At 28.7% G+C, this 397-nt stretch carries 1 protein-coding gene; it reads left to right on the forward strand.

Annotated features, from left to right (window positions below; all coding sequences use genetic code 11):
- On the forward strand, positions 1-397 hold a 397-nt coding region (locus tag KHA85_RS20530), incomplete at both ends, for a histidine kinase (RefSeq protein WP_498039914.1).

Here is a 397-nt window from a genome sequence, read left to right on the forward strand (position 1 = left end):
GTGTAGATGTAGTAATAGGTTATATTGAACCACATGATCGAAAAGAAACAACTGATTTAATGTATGGTCTAGAACAAATAGAAAAGAAAAAAATCATATATAAAAATCGAGCATTTTATGAGTTTAATCTTGATGCAGCTTTAAAAAGACACCCTGAACTTATATTAGTTGATGAACTTGCTCATACTAACGTACATGGTTCAAGACATAAAAAAAGATATAGTGATATAGAAGAACTTTTAAGAGCAGGTATTGATGTTTATACCACCGTAAATGTTCAACATTTAGAAAGCTTATATGATATTGTAGAAAGCATTACACGAATTAAAGTAAATGAACGTATCCCTGATCATATTTTTGATGATGCAGATGATGTAAAACTTGTTGATATTGAAAT

It is taken from the genome of Dietzia massiliensis, from assembly GCF_018390595.1.
Classification (GTDB): Bacteria; Actinomycetota; Actinomycetes; order Mycobacteriales; family Mycobacteriaceae; genus Dietzia; species Dietzia massiliensis.